Source organism: Nostoc commune NIES-4072, from assembly GCF_003113895.1.
GTDB classification, from domain to species: domain Bacteria; phylum Cyanobacteriota; class Cyanobacteriia; order Cyanobacteriales; family Nostocaceae; genus Nostoc; species Nostoc commune.
The window spans coordinates 3,633,496-3,650,003 of the sequence record NZ_BDUD01000001.1; the positions used below are offsets into that span (position 1 = coordinate 3,633,496).

At 42.4% G+C, this 16,508-nt stretch carries 8 protein-coding genes and 1 pseudogene; 6 read left to right on the forward strand and 3 right to left on the reverse strand.

Translation table 11 applies throughout. The features are described 5' to 3' along the window. Positions 1–258 precede the first annotated feature (258 nt). The 6 genes and pseudogenes from CDC33_RS41275 (at position 259) to CDC33_RS16215 (ending at position 11,794) form a co-directional block, all read left to right on the forward strand. Positions 259–2,364 (forward strand): beta strand repeat-containing protein, encoded by a 2,106-nt coding sequence (locus CDC33_RS41275; RefSeq protein WP_109009326.1) that lies wholly within the window; start codon positions 259–261, stop codon positions 2,362–2,364. A 155-nt stretch (positions 2,365–2,519) separates the two neighbouring features. Next, positions 2,520–4,949: pseudogene (locus CDC33_RS16195) on the forward strand (beta strand repeat-containing protein); the annotation flags it as partial. 940 nt (positions 4,950–5,889) lie between these two features. Continuing rightward, positions 5,890–7,335 (forward strand): beta strand repeat-containing protein, encoded by a 1,446-nt coding sequence (locus CDC33_RS41280; protein ID WP_109009328.1) that lies wholly within the window; start codon positions 5,890–5,892, stop codon positions 7,333–7,335. Between the two features lie 562 nt (positions 7,336–7,897). Next, complete coding sequence (locus CDC33_RS16205) at positions 7,898–8,725, forward strand: IS982 family transposase (RefSeq protein ID WP_109006873.1); 828 nt, start codon at positions 7,898–7,900, stop codon at positions 8,723–8,725. Positions 8,726–8,944: 219 nt separating this feature from the next. After that, positions 8,945–9,595, forward strand: a complete 651-nt coding sequence (locus CDC33_RS16210) for a calcium-binding protein (protein ID WP_280524451.1) — start codon at positions 8,945–8,947, stop codon at positions 9,593–9,595. 183 nt (positions 9,596–9,778) lie between these two features. After that, a complete protein-coding gene (locus tag CDC33_RS16215; protein WP_109009330.1) occupies positions 9,779–11,794 on the forward strand; it encodes a beta strand repeat-containing protein in 2,016 nt (671 codons plus the stop codon). A gap of 88 nt (positions 11,795–11,882) precedes the next feature. Here the strand turns inward: CDC33_RS16215 and CDC33_RS16220 are convergent, their stop codons facing one another. From CDC33_RS16220 to CDC33_RS16230, 3 genes are all read right to left on the reverse strand, one after another. Beyond that, a complete protein-coding gene (locus tag CDC33_RS16220) occupies positions 11,883–13,208 on the reverse strand; it encodes a DUF58 domain-containing protein (protein WP_109009331.1) in 1,326 nt (441 codons plus the stop codon). A 32-nt stretch (positions 13,209–13,240) separates the two neighbouring features. Then, positions 13,241–14,098 (reverse strand): nitrate ABC transporter ATP-binding protein, encoded by an 858-nt coding sequence (locus CDC33_RS16225; protein WP_109009332.1) that lies wholly within the window; start codon positions 14,096–14,098, stop codon positions 13,241–13,243. A 289-nt stretch (positions 14,099–14,387) separates the two neighbouring features. Further along, positions 14,388–16,388, reverse strand: a complete 2,001-nt coding sequence (locus CDC33_RS16230; RefSeq protein WP_109012595.1) for an ABC transporter ATP-binding/substrate-binding protein — start codon at positions 16,386–16,388, stop codon at positions 14,388–14,390. Between the last annotated feature and the right edge of the window lie 120 nt (positions 16,389–16,508).

A 16,508-nucleotide genomic window follows, 5' to 3' on the forward strand; every position in this document is an offset into this window, starting at 1 on the left:
AGTAAAAGGCTAAATCTTCAATAAATATTATTGTTCCTCAAAGGTGGCGTGTAAAATATGCCGAAAACGTCAAATTGGAGCTAATTTTTGTGCCTGAAAACACCACTAAACTCAAGATTAGACATCTGGTGAAAATGAATGTAGAGACGTTGCATTGCAACGTCTCTACAAGGGTTTCAGGTAACGCATAATTAATTTCTGGAGATGTCTATTGAGAACTGAAGTTACTAAAAAAATTGATTTAGGTAGGTAAAAATTATGGCAAATATCATTGGAACCAACGGTGATGATACTCTCGTGGGTAGCGAGTTAGCAGACACCATTAAGGGTCTTGCAGGCAACGACACTCTGACTGGTGGCGGTGGTAAGGATCAATTTGTTTATGACAACTTTAACTCCGATGCTAGCACTGATACTATCACCGATTTCGGTGGTGTGGGTAAAGGCACAAATCCGACAGCAGCAGTTATTGCCGAAGTGGACACCATCAAATTCCTTAGTCCTGGCTTAACTGCCCGAAATCTGCTCCTCACTCAGAATGGCAGCAATCTAGAAATCACCTTTCAAAGTGAAATTCCAAATGCAAAAATCATTTTGCAAAACTTTGCCCTGGAAAACCTGCATAACCTCAGCAAATCTGCTGGAGCGACTGTTAACTTGGGCAATATCCAGTTTTATGGGGAAACCAGTATCAGTGATAGCTTTGATGTGGTCAATGCCAACTCCACCCAACACAACCTGTTCCGCAAGAACACAGTTACCTTCTTTAACGACCTAGATAACAATGTCAATGGCTTTGACAACTCAGATGATGTCATCAATGGTCAGAGTGGTAATGACAAAATCGACGGCAAAAGTGGCAACGACCTGCTGCGTGGTGGCGCGGGGAATAATACTCTCATTGGTGGTGTTGGTAACGATACCTTGTATGCTGGCTTTTCAACAGGGAATAATACCCTCTGTGGTGGCGCTGGTAACGATAACTTGGATGCTAGCTTTTCAACAGGTAATAACTTACTCAATGGAGGCGTTGGTAACGATACCTTAGATGTTAGCGCTTCAACAGGCGATAACCTACTTAATGGTGACGATGGCAATGATTATCTTTTGGCCTCTGGCAAGAACTACTACATAAACGGCGTCTATCTCTCTTTAGGCAATAACACCCTCAACGGTGGTGCTGGTAACGATATATTGAGTATTTTCTTGTCAAAAGGCGATAACCTCCTCAATGGTGGGGATGGCAATGATTCTCTCAGAACCTTCTCCGATGATGCTGATGGTGGAACCTCAGGCAATAATACCCTCAATGGAGGTGCTGGTAGCGATCTCTTGACTCTTTACAACACAACAGGCGATAACCTAGCCGATGGCGGCGATGGCAATGATTATCTTTTGGTTTATGGCTATTCTAGCATTAGAGGTGGTAACAACACTCTCATTGGTGGTCTTGGTAACGATAACTTGAATGCTGACTATTCAACAGGTAATAACCTACTCAATGGTGGTGATGGCAATGATTATCTTTCAGCAGCTGGCTACCCAACTGGTGGTCGCCCATACCAAGCCGCTTCTGGCAATAATACCCTCAACGGTGGCGCTGGTGACGATGAGTTGAATACATACTTTTCAACAGGCAATAATCTCCTAGATGGGGGTGATGGCAACGATAAGATATATGTGAGCGTTGGTAAGGACACGATCAATGGGGGTACAGGTGACGATTTGTTGTCCTATAATCCTATTTTTATCGACTATAATCTTACCGAGGGAATCACTTCGACTTTTGATGCCACTACTAACATTGGCTCAATTACCGCAGGTACGAATCGAGTTAGTTACAAGAATATTGAACGATTAAATATCTCAGGTACAGACTACGGTGACTTGATTGTAGGGAGCAATGGCAACGATACGCTCTTTGGGAGTTTGGGTGACAATGGTAGCAATCGTGGCAATGATACGATTATTGGCGGTACAGGTAACGATATCCTGAAAGGTGGCAAAGGTAATGGTGACAAAGGTAATGATAGCCTAATTGGAGGATCTGGTACTGATACCTTTGCTTTCGATAATTACATCGAAGGCATTGATACTATTTATGACTTCAACGCGACTAATGAATTGATTCAGGTATCGGCTGCTGGTTTTGGTGGAGAGTTAGCAACACCTTCACTTGAGCCAAATCAGTTTACCATAGGCACATCTGCAACAGCGATCGCTCAACGATTTATCTATGACAATATTACAGGTGCATTGTACTTTGACCAAGATGGCAGTAACTCTGCATTTACTCAGGTACAATTTGCACAATTATCTGCTGGATTGTCACTAACCGAAAAGAATTTTGTGTTTAGTTACTGAAAAAAATGGGCGTTGCTGAATTGAAGTATGAATCTAGATGTAGAGATGTAGAGATGTAGCACTGCTACGTCTCTACAAGGATTTTGGTATTATGCAAAATCATTTTCATACATGGAATCAGCAACGCCAAAAAATGATTTAGGTAGGTAAAGATTATGGCAGATATTATTGGAACTAACGGGAATGATACCCTCCTGGGCACTAACAGCGCAGACACAATTAAGGGTCTTGCAGGCAACGATAGCATCACCGCTAAACAGGGCAACGACACCCTGATTGGTGGTGGTGGCAAAGATAGATTTGTTTACGACTTCGGCGACGACATATACTCAAACCTCAACTTCGGCATAGATACTATCACTGATTTCGGTGGAGTAGGTAAAGGAACAAACCCAACAGCAGCAATTATTACCGAAGTGGACACCCTAAAATTTCAAGGTGCAGGCTTCACTGCCGAGAATATGCTGCTCATTCAGAATGGTAGCAATCTGGAAATCACCTTTAATGGGATAAATTCTACCAAAGTCATCCTGCAAAACTTTGCCTTGGAAAATCTGGATAACCTGAGCAAATCTACAGGAGCCACTGTAGACTTGGGCAATATCCTCTTTGATGGACAAACTAGCATCACTGACAGCTTTGATGTGTTCAATGCCAACTCCACCCAAAGCACTATCTTCAACAAAAACACAGTCACTTTCCTTAACGACCTCGACAATAATGTTAGCGGCTTTAAAAACTCAGATGATGTCATAAATGGTCAGGGGGGTGATGACATCATTGACGGCTTAAGTGGCAACGACTTTTTGAGAGGTGGCATGGGGAATGATACTCTCATCGGTAGCGCTGGCGATGATACTCTCGTTGCTGGTACGAGCAATAATAGCATCCTTGCTGATACTGATGACGAGAACTTGAATGTTAACTATTCAGAAGGCGATAATCTGCTTGATGGTGGCAATGGCAATGATTTTCTTTTTGCGGCTGGATTACAGAAAGTCAACGGTGATTATAATGATGGCTATTATTATGTTTCTGGCAATAACACTCTCAACGGTGGCGCTGGTGACGATAACTTGAGTGTTAAGTATTCAACAGGCGATAACCTGCTGTCTGGGGGCGATGGCGATGATTCTCTCTATGCCTCTAGCGACAACAACAGCTTTACCATTGGCACCTCTGGTAATAATACCCTCAACGGTGGTGCTGGTAACGATAACTTGAGTGTTGACTATTCAACAGGCAATAACCTACTCAATGGTGGCGATGGCAATGATTCTCTTACTGCCTCTGGCTTACAGTATCAAGACATCTTTGGTGCTTCAGGCAATAATACTCTTAATGGTGGTGCTAGTGATGATTACCTGGCTGCTGACTATTCAACAGGGAATAATTTACTCGATGGAGGCATTGGTAATGATACCTTGAATGTTAACGCTTCAACAGGGAATAACCTACTTAATGGTGGCGATGGCAATGATTCTCTTACTGCCTCTGGCGCGGAAGATGCTATCAGAGCAAGCATTCCTCGTTTAGGCAATAACACCCTCAACGGTGCTGCTGGTAACGATACCTTAAATGTTGACTCTTCACAAGGGGATAACCTACTCAATGGTGGCGATGACAATGATTCTCTATCCAGCTCTGGCTCCTTTGAGTATTACGGTGGAGGATTCCTCGCCGCTTCTGGCAATAACACGCTCAACGGTGGCGCTGGTGACGATACGTTAAATATTAACTATTCATCAGGCAATAACCTCCTCAATGGTGGCGACGGTAATGATTCTCTCTCCGCTTCTGGCTACTACGAAGACGACGGCTACTACTACGGTTTCAACATTTTGTATCGTGTCACATCAGGCAATAATACCCTCAATGGTGGTACTGGTGACGATACATTAAATATTGACTATTCATCAGGTAATAACCTCCTCTCTGGTGGCGATGGGAATGATTATCTCTCCGGCTCTAGTTTCCTGTACAACAAATACAATAATAGCAAGATCGTCACATCAGGCAATAACACGCTCAACGGTGGCGCTGGTGATGATACATTGAATATTGACAATTCAACAGGTGATAACCTTCTCTCTGGTGGCGATGGCAATGATTCTCTAAGTGCCTTTGGTGCGTCAGGTAATAACACGCTCAACGGTGGCGCTGGTGATGATTACTTAATTATTGATGGGTTTAGTGGTTCAAGCTTCCTTAATGGGGGTGATGGCAATGATACCCTCACAGGTGGTTACAATGATAGCCTCACTGGCGGTAATGGTACTGATACCTTTGCTTTCAATAGTTACAATGGGGGCATTGATAGTCTTTATGACTTCAACGCCACTAATGAGTTGATTCAGGTATCGGCTGCTGGTTTTGGTGGCAACTTAGCAACACCTTCAGTCTTTGCAAATCAGTTTACCATCGGCACATCTGCAACCACTGCTGCTCAACGATTTATCTATGACAATATTACAGGTGGACTGTTCTTTGACCTTGATGGCAGTGCATCTGGGTTTACTCAGGTACAATTTGCCCAACTATCTGCTGGATTATCACTCACCGAAAAGAATTTTGTGGTTGTTTAATCATTAATTAACGCTCCATTAATAAGCAAAAATCTTGAGAATGCCAGGTGTTTAAGATAGCATCTTGCATTCAATTTATTAATGCAATGAATAGTTAATTTGGGCTATGTCTCTATTTCTACACTTATGTATCTGTACTTATTATTACTTAGATATAGGACATTGCCACACAGTTTCTTTATCTTGCTTACTGCGTAAGCGTAGCCTAACCTAAGCGATCGCCACGATTAATTCTATATTTTTTTATTATTCTTTCAAACATCTAACAAGTCTTCTCCTTTGGAAGCCTTGGTTCAAACCACTTTTTGTCTGTTGCTTTCTGCAAATAAATCCTTGACTAGAAAAATGTTACAGATACGCAAAGATAAGTATTTAGCTATACACCAGCAATAAGTAATGTGAAGAGTATACAAAGATGTGTTTTAAGTATGGACATCTCGGTAAATATTCATATATGGTTATTACAGATGGTTATTAGAGTGTTATTTAAATGTTCTCTATTTTAAACTAGATACCCACGGGCGATAGTCCACAATGAGAGTATGAAAAGTCTTTTACCTATTTTCAAGATAACAATACTTGCGTATTGAAAAATTAAAGTATGGAATGTGAGTTTCAGGCATTTAAGCTTAATTTGCCGACGTTTTTCAGTGATTATATTCAATCAAGGATGAATAGAAAAAGCCTAAAACGACTTATTTGAGTTGATACACACAGTCCTTAATTTGTACAGTGTGTGAAAGTTTAAGACTTAGATAAGTGGTACTTCAAGCTTGTCAATAGGATAAATTTTCGATAATAATTACTGTTCCTCAACAGTGACATAAAAAAACTTGCTGAAAGTGTTAATTTTCGGCTAGTTATTTGTGCGCTAAAACAGCACTAACACAGAGCTTAGAACCAAAGTTACTCCAACAATTGATTCAATAAGGTAAAAATTATGACAAATATCATAGGAACCAGCAGTAATGATACTCTACTGGGTAGTAACGGTGCTGACACGATTAAGGGTTTTGCAGGTAATGATACCCTCATTGGTGGTACTGGCAGCGATTACTTAGACGTTAACTCTTCAACAGGCAATAACTTATTAGATGGTGGCGATGGCAATGATACTCTTAGTGCTTTAGGTGAATATGATGTGGTGTCTGGTAATAACACCCTCAACGGTGGCGCTGGTGACGATAGCTTGAGTGCTGACAATTCAGCAGGCAATAACCTACTCTCTGGTGACAATGGCAATGATTCTCTTAGCGTCTCTGGTGGCTACTATGATCCTGAAGTATCTGGTAATAACACCCTCAACGGTGGTGTTGGTAATGATACCTTGAGTGCTTTCTATTCAAAAGGCGATAACTTATTGGATGGTGGCGATGACAATGATTATCTTAACGTCAATCTTGCCGATGGTAATAACACCCTCAACGGTGGTCTTGGTGACGATTCGTTGAGTGCTAACATTTCAACAGGCAATAACCTGCTTTTTGGTGGCGATGGCAATGATACTCTTAGTGCCTCTAACTTCGAGGGCTACAGGTTTGATAACACCTCTGGCAAGAATACCCTCAATGGTGGCGCTGGTGATGATTACTTGAATGTTAACTATTCACGAGGTGCTAATCTGCTCAATGGTGGCGATGGCAATGATACTCTCACAGGCTCTAACTACGGCTACGGCTACGGAGGAAGGTGTTATATTTGCACTGGCAATAACACCCTTAACGGTGGTGCTGGTGCGGATAACTTGAATGTTGACTATTCATCAGGCGATAATCTGCTTTCTGGAGATGATGGTAATGATACTCTTAGTGCCTCTGGCTACGAGTACGACAAACAGGGCGAGTCTGGCAAAGGAGTCTATCGCAGAGCATTGGGAAATAATACCCTCAACGGTGGCGCTGGTGCTGATAACTTGATTGTTGATTATTCAACAGGCACTAATTTGCTCTTAGGGGGCGATGGCAACGATACTCTTAGTGCATACAGCGCATTAGGTAATAACACTCTTGATGGTGGTTTTGGTAATGATATCATCACGGGTGGCAACGGTAATGACACCCTAATTGGAGGGGATGGTACTGATACCTTTGCTTTCAATAGTTACAATGGGGGCATTGATAATCTTTATGATTTCAACGCCACTAATGATTTGATTCAGGTGTCGGCTGCTGGTTTTGGTGGCAACTTAGCAACACCTTCACTTGAGCCAAGTCAGTTTACGATTGGCACATCTGCAACTACTGCTGCTCAACGATTCATCTATGATAGTGTTACAGGTGGACTGTTCTTTGATCTTGATGGCAGTGCCTCTGCATTTACTCAGGTAAAATTTGCCCAATTATCTGCTGGATTATCACTAACCGAAAAGAATTTTGTGGTTGTTTAATCTTTAATTAGCGCTCCATTACTTTAGGCAGGGATTGCGAGGTGCTGAAAATATCATCTCGCACTCGATTGCTCAATGGAATTTAGTGCTAACAGAAAGTAGATGTTAGGTTTAGTTCTTCAACTTTCGGTATGTGTGTGCATGATTTGCAAGTGTTCTTGCCTCAGTTTATTTATATCTGCATTTATAATTATGGTAATTTATGACGATTCTTGCTTAGATATAAAATATTGCCAGGCGTAAGCTAGCAAGAACCATAGGCATCGCCGTCATCAAAAGGAAAACATTTATTTTATATAACTTATTCAAACTTATGCCTATTGGTTTCTGGAAAATATTGCCTAGAAACTGAAATAATATGAAGAATATACAAATGTATATACATTTATCGGCAAATAATGTGAAGAGTATGCAAAGAGGCTTATTTGCTATATATAAGCCTTTTCATAAGGTGAATCTTCGATAAATATTAACCCAAGTTGCTAGTTACTCTTATGGGCGATCGCTTTGGGACAGTAAAGCAATAAAATGCCCTCCAAGAAGAGAAAATTAGGAGGGCTAAATGCTAAACGAAATAATTTCCATATATGCTATCATAGACGACCTGTTAAAGGCGATTGGGCATAATGAAGATTGTCGTCGAGAGATGAATGACGCAGAAATTATTACAACGGCAATAACATCGGCGATGTTCTTTAATGGTAATCATAGTAAGGCTTGTACCTATATGAAAGAACATAAGTTGATATCTAATATGTTAGAAAAGTCACGATTTAACCGGAGATTACACAGTGTCTCAATGTTAATCAACGACTTGTTTCATCAAGTGGGAATGGCACTGAAGGAAATTAGTGATTCCACTGAATATCTTTTAGACTCGTTCCCAGTGCCCATCTGCGATAACATCCGTATCTTTAATGTAAAAATAATACAGTCGGCGCAGTATAGAGGTTACATCGCATCGAAAAAACGATATTTTTACGGGGTTCGAGTTCAGTTATTAACAACCAAAAATGGTATTCCTGTCGAATTTGTGTTTATGCCTGGTAGTGCCAACGATGTACGTGCTTTAAATGCCTTACCCTTGAATCTACCACCTGGTAGTGAAATTTATGGTGATTCAGCTTACACCGACTACACGATTGAGGATGACTTGGAACAAACAAGTCACATTTCTTTAAAAGTCATGAGGAAAAAGAACTCCAAGCGTCAAGACCAGCCTTGGAATCAATATATTAAACAACATACTCGGCATTATATCGAAACTGTGTTTAGTAGTATCACTTGTGTTTTTCCAAAATCAATACATGCAGTCACTTATCAAGGGTTTTTACTTAAGCTACAAGCATTCATTTTTTCTTTTACTCTTCAACAAGCTTTTATTGAATAAGTAATTTATACAACTAATAGGCATTTAAGTAGCTGAATGCTGGCAACAATGGCATCGGCACGTTGGCGCTAGGCACCAACTTTGTTGTACGCGATCGCATGAATTGAGTGATAACAAGTGCATATCAGTCGATAACCAGCAACTTGGGTTACTAGTAACATTGGCTCAATTACAACGGGCACGAATCTAGTTAGTTACAAGAATATCGAACGATTAGATATCAGAGGTACAGCCTACGATGACTTGATTGTAGGGAGCAATGGCAACGATACGCTCTCCACAGGCAATGGTGGCAACGATACAATTGATGGGGGTAAGGGTGACGATGTGTTGTATGTAGGTTACAACTATGCTACAGGTGGGATCACAACGACATTCAATGCCAGTACTAACACTGGATTAATTACGGCGGGCACGAATCTGGTTAGTTACAAGAATATTGAAGCATTAAATATCTCAGGTACAGGCTACGATGACTTAATTGTGGGGAACAATGGCAACGATACCTTGTCGGGCAATGGTGGAAATGATAGCCTCTATGGAGGAGCTGGTACTGATACCTTTGCTTTCACTTTCAATAGTTTCTATGGAGGCGTTTCTAGCCTTTATGATTTCGACGCCACTAATGAATTAATTCAGGTATCGGCTTATGATATTAATGTCGATTTATCATCAATAGGTTCACTTAAAGCAAGTCAGTTTACCATTGGGACATCTGCAACAGCGATCGCTCAACGATTCATTTATGACAATGTTACAGGTGGATTGTTCTTTGATCAAGATGGCAGTGCGTCTGGGTTTACTCAGGTAAAATTGGCACAACTATCTGCTGGATTATCACTAACCAATAACAATTTTGTTGTTGTTTAATCGTGATTAGCGCTCCCTTACTTTAGGCAGGGATTGCGAGGTGCTGAAAATAGCATCTCGCACTCGTGACATGAAATTATGTCGAAAGCGTCGAATTTTGGCGAATTTTTGTTCTCTAAAACAGTACTAACAGCAACTTGAGAACTGAAATTACTGAAAAATAGATTTAGTTAGGTAAAAATTATGGCAAATATAATTGGAACCAACGGTAATGATACTCTAGTGGGCAGTAACAGCGCAGACACGATTAAGGGTCTTGCAGGCAACGATACCATTACAGCTAACTATGGCAACGACACCCTAACTGGTGGTGGTGGTAAGGATCAATTTGTTTACAACTTCGATGACTATAATTTGTTGAGCGACGGCACTGATATCATTACCGATTTCGGTGGGGTAGGTCAAGGGACAAACCCCACAGCAGCAGTCATTGCCCAAGTGGATACCATCAAATTCCTTGGTGCTGGCTTCACTGCCCGAAATCTGCTGCTTACCCAGAATGGCAACAATCTGGAAGTCACCTTTGAAGGGGTGCCTGATGCCAAAGTTATCCTCCAAAATTTCAAATTAGAAAACTTGGAAAATCTGAAAGCTTCTAAAGGCAGATCAGCTATCGGTAATATTCTGTTTGATGGGCAAACTAGCATTATCGACAGCTTTCATGTCCTAGATGCCAACTCCACTGAAACCACTCTGAGGATTAAGAACACGGTGACTTTTTTCAATGACCTTGACAATAACATTACGGGTTTAGACAACTCAAATGATGTGGTGAATGGTCAGGGGGGTAATGACAAAATCAACGGTTTAAGTGGTAACGACTTGCTGCGAGGTGGTGCAGGGAATGATATCCTCCTTGGTGGTGTAGGAAATGATATCCTCCTTGGTGGTGCGGGGAAGAATATCCTCAAGGGTGACGTTGGTAACGACTCTTTGGGTGTTAACTATTCAACAGGCAATAATTTACTGGATGGAGGCGTTGGTAACGATAACTTGAGTGTTGGCTATTCATCAGGCAATAACCTACTTAATGGTGGTGATGGCAATGATTATCTTGCGGCGTACGATGGCGACAACAACAAACAATACGACCGCATTCCCACTTTAGGTAATAACACCCTCAACGGTGGTGCTGGTATCGATCACTTGAATGTTGGCTATTCATCAGGCAATAATCTACTTAATGGTGGCGATGGCAATGATGATCTTTCAGCCTCTGGTACTGATGGTAGATATAACACACCCACTTCTGGCAATAATACCCTCAATGGTGGCGCTGGTGATGATCGCTTGAGTGCTTTTTTGTCAACAGGTAATAATCTGCTCTTTGGAGGCGAAGGCAACGATACGATATATGGGAGCGTTAGCGGCAATGATACGATAGATGGGGGAAAAGGCGATGATTTATTGTTTTACTATGGTGCTAGGGGCGCAATCACATCGACATTCAATGCTACTAATAATATTAGCTCAATTACAGTGGGCACGAATCGAGTTAGCTACAAAAATATTGAACGATTATACATCAGAGGTACAGAATATGATGACTTGATTGTAGGTAGCAATGGCAATGATATGATCGATGGGGGCAGCAGTGGCAATGATACGATCGATGGGGGTACAGGTGACGATTTATTGTCCTATAACTTCTATAAAAATGATAACAGGGAGGGAATCACTTCGACATTCAATGCTACTACTAACATTGGCTCAATTACGGTAGGCACGAATCGGGTTAGCTACAAAAATATTGAACGATTAGATATCAGAGGTACACAATACGATGACTTGATTGTGGGCAGCAATGGGGATGATACTCTCAACGGTAGTAATGGCAATGATATCCTCATAGGCGGCAAGGGTAATGATAGCCTAATTGGAGGATCTGGTACTGATACCTTTGCTTTCAATAGTTTCAATCAAGGCATTGATAGACTTGATGACTTCAAAGCGACTAATGAACTCATTCAAGTAACAGCTGATGGTTTTGGTGGCGGGTTATCAATCGGTTCACTTAAGACAAGTCAGTTTACCATCGGCACATCTGCAACAGCGATCGCTCAACGATTCATCTATGATAATGATACAGGTGGACTGTTCTTTGATCAAGATGGCAGTGCGTCTGGGTTTACTCAGGTACAATTTGCTCAACTATCTGCTGGATTATCACTAACCGAAAAGAATTTTTTGGTTGTTTAATCGGAATTAGTCCTCTGCCATTACTAAGGGTTACGGGTTACGAGGTGCTAAAAATAGCACCTGGCATTTGATAAATCAATGCAATTTGCTAAAGTTGATTCCGGGCTTTGAGTTGCAGATATCGCTCAACTACCTGATCGGCAATTTGATTTGCTGGTGCATCTAATACTAATACACCTTTTTGTTTCAACTGAGCATAAGCTACTTGTCGTTGCATTAATAAATCTAGTGCCACTGCACGGGCATAAGCATCTGTAACATTATCTGTGAAGATGTGTGCTAAACGATCAACTTGGGGATCTCGCAAAGTAACACAAAATGGCAGATAGCGGGGTGCTAGCTTGGAGAGTGCAGCTAGGAGTTCTGTAGAAGCGGTGACATCAATTAAGTCGGTAATCACCACTACTAGTGCCCTACGAGTTTGACGCTGCACAACATTTGTCACTGCCCCCAAATAATCAGATTCAACTAATACTGGTTGAATTGGTGTCAGGCGATCGATTAGCTGATTCAAATGATGTTGACCGCGTTCTGGGGGAATCCACGTATGCATCTGGCGGTCAAATACACCAACACCCACGCGATCGCCGCGATGCAACCCCGCCAATGCTAAGGATAAAGTTGCATTCAAACCCCAGTCAAATCTCTGCAAATTCTGCACTTTTGCTGTCATTAATCGCCCGCGATCGAGCAAGATTAGTAAAGTTTGTTCCTGTTCGGGTTCTAGAACTCTCACCAATGGCGTTGCATTATTATATGCCCCAACCCGCCGGGCGGTTGCTTTCCAATCAATAAATCGTAAATCGTCACCAGTGCGATAGTTCCGCAGTTCGGCAAACTCTGTACCAATACCAGTTTTGCGGGATTGGCGCATTGATCCTGATGATTGCAATGTTAAACGAATTGTCAGCGATCGCAATCCCACTAAATCAGGATAAACTTTCACTGGCAGACTTTGGGGAATTTGCCAATCATCCCAAGCTAATCCCCAAATTCCCAACTGTCGAACTTGAATATTTCCCCAAGGAAACTCGCCGCGCTGTGTCGGGTTGACGGTATATGTCAATTCTTGAGTGGTATTGCTGGGAATAATAGCGCTGAGTGTAGGTGCAGATATGCCAAATCCTGTTGGGTAGTAATCGCAGATTTCAATTAGGGCGTTGGTATTTGGCGATGTTACTTTTAACACCACTGGATTATCCCGCCCAATGGATAATCGTGAGGGTAATTCGCGGGTAATTTGCACGCGAGAACGGCGTACCTGCAAACCATCTACAACCATCAATCCGAGAACGATCGCATCAAATAGCACAATGATGGCGATCGCTGCTTTAATGCTGAAAAAAAGGCATAGGATCGGGGCGATCGCTATACCTAAAACCAACAATAAATAAACTCGTCTGGAAGGAACCATTTTTTAGAATGAAAACTGAGGAAAAGATTAGCTTAACCTACGTCATCATGGGCAAAGCGATTAAAGAGGAAATCTAAGGCATAATTACGTAGTTGGTAGTATTGTGGATCTTCCATGATGCGGGCGCGATCGCGGGGACGAGAAAAAGGAATTTCCATAACTTCGCCAATTTTCGCATGGGGGCCGTTGGTCATCATTACCAATTTATCTGCTAAAAATAGTGCTTCGTCGATGTCGTGGGTAATCATCAGCACTGTACAACGGTTATCGCCCCAAATTTTCAGCAATTCTTCTTGTAATTCTTCTTTGGTGATAGCATCCAGCGCCCCAAAAGGTTCATCTAAAATTAAAACTTTCGGACGAATCGCCAAAGCACGGGCGATAGAAACCCGTTGTCTCATACCACCGGACATTTGCATTGGTTTCTTTTCCATTGCATCAGCTAGTCCCACCATTGCTAAATGATCGCGGACGATCGCTCTTTTTTCAGCTTGTGGTTTATTGGGATAAACGGCGTTAACAGCTAAGTAGATGTTTTCAAAAGCAGTTCGCCAAGGTAGCAAGGCATAGTTTTGGAAGACAACCATTCTGTCTGGCCCTGGCTTGGTAATAGGTTCTCCTTCAAGTAACACTTGCCCGGAAGTGGGAAAGTTAAAACCGGATACCATATTTAACAGTGTCGATTTGCCACAGCCAGAGTGGCCGATGACGCAAATAAACTCGCCCTGTTCTACGTTGAGGTTAACGCCGTCGAGTACGGTGAAGGGGCCTTTCTTTGTGGGATAAACTTTGGTAACGTCTTTAATTTCCAGGAAAGGTCTGCGGTTGGTGGTTGCACTAACGAATGGTTTTCCTAGTGTGCTTGTAGCTGTAAAGTTGCGATTTTGCATGGTATTTGGGGATTAAAAAGCTAAATGTAGGCGATGTGCAAATGAATATTCTGACCTCTCTCCAAACCTCTCCCCCTAGAAGGGGAGAGGCTTTGAATTTTCCTCCTTCCCTTGTAGGGAAGGGAGCAGGGGGTTAGGTCTTTTGTTGGTTTTTCCAGATGACGTGAAAAGTTAGATTATTAACGGAATTCAAAGACTCATTAACGGAGATAAAAGGTGGATTCATCCAGTTCAGAGGTGCGTGCGTGATGTGCTACTTCTCCCACTCCCTCTTTCTCTAACAATTGTTTTATGATGCGAGTCTTCTTCTTGGTGCATCAAGAACAACTTCCGCGACTGAAAAATCACGTTTAATTTTCAAGTTGTTGAGATAAGCGATCGGATCATCGGCGTTAAAGGGAGTACCATCGAACAGTTGAATCGGTTGGCGAATATAGCTAATATCCAAACCTAATTCTCGTGCGGCGGTGCTGAAAACACGCACGCGACACACCCGTTCCACAACTTCTACCCAATTTCTGGGGAAAGGAGTGTCACCCCAACGCGCCAATTGACTCATAATCCAAATTTGTTCAGTACGGCTGGGACGGTTGATCGCGGAATCGGAATAAAACTGGTGATGGGCATAGTCTCGCAACGGATGGTCTAAGTCACAGGTGAGACTATCTGGATCTTCGAGTTGAATGTATTCTAAATCAGTGCTGACGTAATCTCGCCCGGCTAAAATTTGGCGAATTTCTTGGGTATTTTCAGGATTTGCACAATACACGCAAGCTTCCAACAATGCTTTGGTTAAGGCGATATGCGTATTTGGATAATTTTCTGCCCAATCTTCCCGCACACCAAGAACTTTACCGGGGTGTCCCAACCAAACTTCTAAGTCGGTAGCGATCGTAAAACCGACATTTTCCACAGCAGCGCGGTAATTCCAAGGTTCACCCACGCAGTAACCATCAATGCTTCCGGCTTTTAAGTCGGCTACCATCTGCGCTGGGGGAATGGTCTTCATATCCACATCACTATCGGGGTCGATTCCACCAGCCGCTAGCCAGTAACGCAACAGCAAGTTGTGCATTGATGCGGCATGTACTACTCCCATTGTATGCCGTTGTTCGCGGGTGCAAAGCAGGTATCTTTTGAAGTCTGATAAGCTTTGCACGCCTTGGTCGTAAAAGCGTTTTGCTAAGGTGATGGCGTTACCGTTGCGAGTCATGGTAAGGGCAGTGACAACGGGTAGAGGTTGGTTATTATGTCCTCCCAAAGTTAGCCACATCGGCATCCCTGAAGGCATTTGAGCCGCATCTAAGTAACCACCACTTATGCCATCTTCTATACCCCGCCAGCTACTTTCCCGCACTAGGTTAACTTCATCTAAACCGTGTTTGAGAAAGAAACCTTTTTCTTTAGCAATTGCTAAGGGGGCGCAAGCTGTCAGAGGTAAAAAGCCAATTTCTAGGTTAACTTTTTCTAATCCATGACGGGCAATGTCAGCAGTTTTCCGCGCCCGAATTTTCTTGATGCGTTTCTGCTGATTGAGGAAGTAAATCATCTCACTTCGCAAGCTGTAGTAGCTAGGATGTTCTACTACTTCCATCCGCTTGCGGGGTCTGGGAATATCCACTTCTAAAATATCGCCGATTTTAGATTCGGGGCCGTTGGTCAGCATCACAATTCTGTCAGATAACAGCACCGCTTCATCTACATCATGTGTCACCATCACGGCGGTAACTTGATTTTCTTCGCAGATTTGCATGAGTTGTTCTTGCAAATTGCCGCGTGTGAGTGCATCTAATGCACCAAATGGTTCATCTAGCAAGAGTAATTTGGGACGAATCGCTAAGGCGCGGGCGATCGCAACTCGCTGTTTTTGTCCGCCTGATAACATTCCTGGTTGTTTGTCAGCATGGGGACGCAAACCCACCATATTTATATGTTTTTCGATAATGGCGTTGCGTTCGGCTGCGGGTAAACCTTTCATTACTGAGTCCACGGCGAGGGCAATATTTTCTCTTACCGTCCGCCAAGGTAATAGTGAATAATTTTGGAAAACCACCATTCTGTCTGGGCCAGGTTTGGTGATTTTTTGTCCTTCGAGAGTGACAATACCCTCAGTGGGCAAATCCAAACCCGCAATCATATTTAATAGAGTAGATTTGCCGCAACCGGAGTGACCAATCAAAGAAACGAATTCTCCTTTTTTAATTTGGAGATCGATTCCTTTAAGGGCAATATATTTGCCACCACCAGTTAAGTCAAAAACTTTTTCAATTTGATCAACAGCTACAAACATAGGATATTTGGTATTTAGTATTTGGGCATTGGGCATTGGGCATTGGGCATTGGGCATTGGGCATTGGGCATTGGGCATTGGGCATTGGGCATTGGGCATTGGGCATTGGGCATTGGGCAT

What these genes read in the sequence shown, in the direction of transcription:
- CDC33_RS16220 (WP_109009331.1), bottom strand. Translation starts at nt 13,208, where the DNA reads ATGGTTCCTTCCAGACGAGTTTATTTATTGTTGGTTTTAGGTATAGCG.
- CDC33_RS16230 (WP_109012595.1), bottom strand. Translation starts at nt 16,388, where the DNA reads ATGTTTGTAGCTGTTGATCAAATTGAAAAAGTTTTTGACTTAACTGGT.
- CDC33_RS16215 (WP_109009330.1), top strand. Translation starts at nt 9,779, where the DNA reads ATGGCAAATATAATTGGAACCAACGGTAATGATACTCTAGTGGGCAGT.
- CDC33_RS16205 (WP_109006873.1), top strand. Translation starts at nt 7,898, where the DNA reads ATGCTAAACGAAATAATTTCCATATATGCTATCATAGACGACCTGTTA.
- CDC33_RS41280 (WP_109009328.1), top strand. Translation starts at nt 5,890, where the DNA reads ATGACAAATATCATAGGAACCAGCAGTAATGATACTCTACTGGGTAGT.
- CDC33_RS41275 (WP_109009326.1), top strand. Translation starts at nt 259, where the DNA reads ATGGCAAATATCATTGGAACCAACGGTGATGATACTCTCGTGGGTAGC.
- CDC33_RS16225 (WP_109009332.1), bottom strand. Translation starts at nt 14,098, where the DNA reads ATGCAAAATCGCAACTTTACAGCTACAAGCACACTAGGAAAACCATTC.